Source organism: Oribacterium sinus (assembly GCF_963553175.1).
Taxonomy (GTDB): domain Bacteria; phylum Bacillota; class Clostridia; order Lachnospirales; family Lachnospiraceae; genus Oribacterium; species Oribacterium sinus_B.
Genome location: NZ_CAUVME010000076.1, coordinates 1 through 3,630, shown reverse-complemented (window position 1 = coordinate 3,630; position 3,630 = coordinate 1). Strand labels below are relative to the sequence as shown.

The window sequence follows — 3,630 nt, the reverse complement described above, 5'->3', positions numbered from 1 at the left end:
TCTTCTCCGGTAATGGTTTCTCTTTCATAGAGGAACTTGGTAATTTCGTGAAGCTTGGTGATATTGTCCTCCAAAAGCTTATAAGCCTTATCATGCTGTTTCTTTACCAAAGCCACCACCATCTCATCAATCTTGGTTTGGGTTTCCGGAGATACGGTAAGGCTGGAATCTCCTCCAAGATACTGGTTATGCAGCTGCTCCATGGCTACCATTCCCACCTCCGGATTCATTCCGTAGCGGGTAATCATGGCTCTTGCCGACTTGGTAGCTCGCTCAATATCATTGGAAGCTCCTGTAGTGCAGGTATGGAAAATGAGTTCCTCCGCACAACGTCCGCCGGTGAGAGTGGCAATTTCATTTTCCAGCTCTTCCTTGGAATAGAGATAATGGTTTCCCTCTTCCTCCACCTGCATGGTATATCCCAGGGCTCCTGAGGTTCTTGGGATAATGGTGATTTTATGAACCGGAGCGGAATCCTTCTGCAATGCTGCAACCAAGGCATGTCCAACCTCGTGGTAAGCTACAATCAGCTTCTCCTTCTCCGTCATCACCTTATTTTTCTTCTGGTAACCGGCAATAACCACCTCAATGGACTCTTCCAAGTCGGACTGGATAACTCTTTCTCTACCTGCACGAACCGCTCTTAAGGCCGCCTCATTGATAATGTTGGCAAGCTCCGCACCGGATGCACCGGGAGCCGCCTTGGCAATGGCCTCCAGGCTTACATTATCGGACATCTTAATCTTGGCACTATGTACCTTTAAAATATCGATTCTTCCCTGATAATCCGGAAGCTCCACCGGTACTCTTCTGTCAAAACGTCCCGGACGAAGAAGGGCCGGGTCCAACTGATCCGGCTGATTGGTAGCTGCCAGAAGAATAATAGCCTTATTGCTGTCAAAACCGTCCATCTCTGTAAGGAGCTGATTCAAGGTCTGTTCTCTTTCGTCATTTCCCCCTAAGCCGCCGGCACCACGTTTTTTACCGATGGCGTCAATCTCATCAATAAAGATAATGCAGGGGGACTTTTTCTTCGCCTGATCGAAAAGATCACGAACCTTAGCCGCACCCATACCCACATACATCTCCACGAATTCCGATCCGGAAATGGAAAAGAAGGGAACACCTGCTTCGCCGGCTACAGCCTTGGCCAGCATGGTTTTACCGGTTCCCGGAGGTCCCACAAGCAACGCTCCCTTGGGAATCTTGGCACCGATTCTGGAATACTTGTCCGGATGATTTAAGTAGTCTACCATCTCCGTGAGAAGCTCCTTTGCCTCATCTTCTCCGGCCACATCCTTAAAGCGAATGCTGTCATCCTTCTTCTCATATTCTCTGGCGTTGGATCTTCCTAAACCGCCCAAGCCAAAGCCGCCTCCCATGCCGCCCATGGCAGAACCCATACGCTTGGAAAGCCAATTTCCTAAAGCCATAAAGAGCAGTAAGGGTACAACCCAGGAAAGAATGAAATTTAAGAAAAAATTACTCTCTACAGGAATGCTTTCATTGTACTCTACTCCCTGAGCATTTAACTCCTGCATAATCTGCGCTTCGTTAAACTCGTTGTTCACTCTTGTGGTGCTGTAGCTTTGCGTCTTACCGTCTTTTTTAACTTCATACACAATGGTATTTTGATTAAATTCCACCTTGGTGACGGTCTTATCCGTTATGGCTTTTTGGAATTCCGAATACGCAGCGGGCTCAATTCTTGCCTGTTTCATTGCCGGAAATACAAAGGTATTCAGCAATAAAGTAATAATCATGGCAATAAAGACATAGAACAGGAAAGATCTGGGTCTGTTCCCCCCTCCATTGTCATCCTTTTTGTTGCCGGGAAAGAAATCGTCCCAGCCGGGCATAGAATTGTTCTTATTATCCATAAGCATCTCCTTTCATTTGTTCTCTATACGGTATTCCTAAAATTTCTTTATATTGTTTCAACCATTGCCCTGTTAGAAGCAGAATACAAGGTGAAACTTTAAAGCAGCTTCTTCTAAACGGGATACTATACTCTCTTCAGACGCTACTCCTTAAGAATAAAAAAAGAACTCTATGGAGTATAGAGTCCTTTTGTGTTTAAAGTATGAAAAGCGTAAGAAAATTTTTCGTTACATAATCTTCTTAATCAAGCCGCAAAGCTCCTCCACCGCCTCGGTTTTTCCTTCCTGAATATCGGAAACCACGCAGCTTTCTATATGGCTTTGTAACAGCTCCTTGCTAAAGGCCTTTAAGGCGGAGGAAACGGAACTGACCTGGGTAAGGATGTCCACACAATACCGCTCCTCCAAAAGCATATTGCGAATTCCTCGAATCTGTCCCTCCATACGGTTTAAGCGAGAAATCAAATCTCTTCTTTCCCCCTCATCTCTAGCCTGTTTTTTCTTTCTTCCTCCGCAACAGCCTCCCATTTCCAGGGAAGCCTCTTGCTCTTGCTTTTGCTCCTCCTGCATAAATGCAATCTCCCTTATAGACATTCTTGCTTTCACATCATTTTATAAAAATCAGAGCCTTACTTGATTATTAACACTGACTACGAAAAATGATGATGAAAACTGATTATGAAATGGATTTCACCGTATATTCCTGATCTTCTACAGCCTTCTTCAATACTTCATCCGCCACAGCTTCTTTCAAAGTGACCACAGCCTTACCTGTTTCATGACTAACCTCAGCCTTTTCCACCTGTGGTAAAGCCTCTAAAGCCTTCTTTACGGTTCCGGAACAATGTCCGCACATCATACCCTCAATTACCAAATGCTTCTCCATAACAATCTCCTTTTCTTTTTGTGCATGACTCTCTTTCTTTTCAGAGTCAAAATCCAACAGTAGCTTTTCTCTCTTTTCTTCCGCCAAACCTTTCCTATGATCTCCAGCGGAATTGTTTATGTTAAATAAGTTTAACCTAAGTGCATTTAAGCACACGGAAAAGCTGGAAAGGCTCATAGCCGCTGCCCCCACCATAGGACTCATGGCAAAATTCCAGTGGAAGATGGCGGAGTAAAATCCTGCAGCAAGGGGGATACAAATCACATTGTAGAAGAATGCCCAGAACAGATTCTCATGAATGTTTCGGATCGTAGCTCTGGAAAGTCGAATACTCTTCGGAATATCCCTTACCTTGGATTTCATCAGCACCAAATCCGCCGCATCAATGGCCACATCCGTTCCGGCACCTATGGCAATACCCAAATCCGCTCTTGTCAGAGCAACCGCGTCATTGATACCGTCTCCTACCATGGCAACCTTACCATAGTTTTGCAATTTACGGATAACCGCTTCTTTTCCGTCAGGAAGTACTTCGGCAATGACCATATCCACTCCGGCTTCCTTTCCGATGGCATTTGCCGTCCTTCTCTGATCTCCGGTAAGCATAACCGTGAAAATGCCTTGCTTTTTCAGCTCTTCAATTCCCGCCTTAGCATCCTCCTTTAAGGTATCCGCTACGGCGATACAGCCCAAAAGCTTCTCTCCTCTTGCAAAGAATAATGGGGTTTTTCCCTCTTCGGAAAAGCTGTTGCACTGCTCCTCAAAACTCTTTTCCAAAGAAAAATGCTCTTTCATATAGGATAAGGAAGCGGCCACCGCTGTTTCTCCCTCTATGGTTCCGGAAACACCATGTCCCACCATAGC

General features: G+C 45.3%; 3 protein-coding genes. All 3 read right to left on the bottom strand.

All coding sequences use genetic code 11. From position 1 onward, the window contains the following. Positions 1-1,880, bottom strand: a 1,880-nt coding sequence (gene ftsH / locus RYO92_RS10990; protein ID WP_315370405.1) for an ATP-dependent zinc metalloprotease FtsH, incomplete at its 3' end; no start/stop codon positions are given. A gap of 228 nt (positions 1,881-2,108) precedes the next feature. Next, the gene (locus RYO92_RS10985) at positions 2,109-2,450 is read right to left on the bottom strand and encodes a metal-sensing transcriptional repressor (RefSeq protein WP_330700290.1); all 342 of its coding nucleotides are present in this window, start codon (positions 2,448-2,450) and stop codon (positions 2,109-2,111) included. Between the two features lie 106 nt (positions 2,451-2,556). After that, a partial coding sequence (locus RYO92_RS10980) for a metal-transporting ATPase (protein ID WP_315370404.1) occupies positions 2,557-3,630 on the bottom strand: 1,074 nt, incomplete at its 5' end.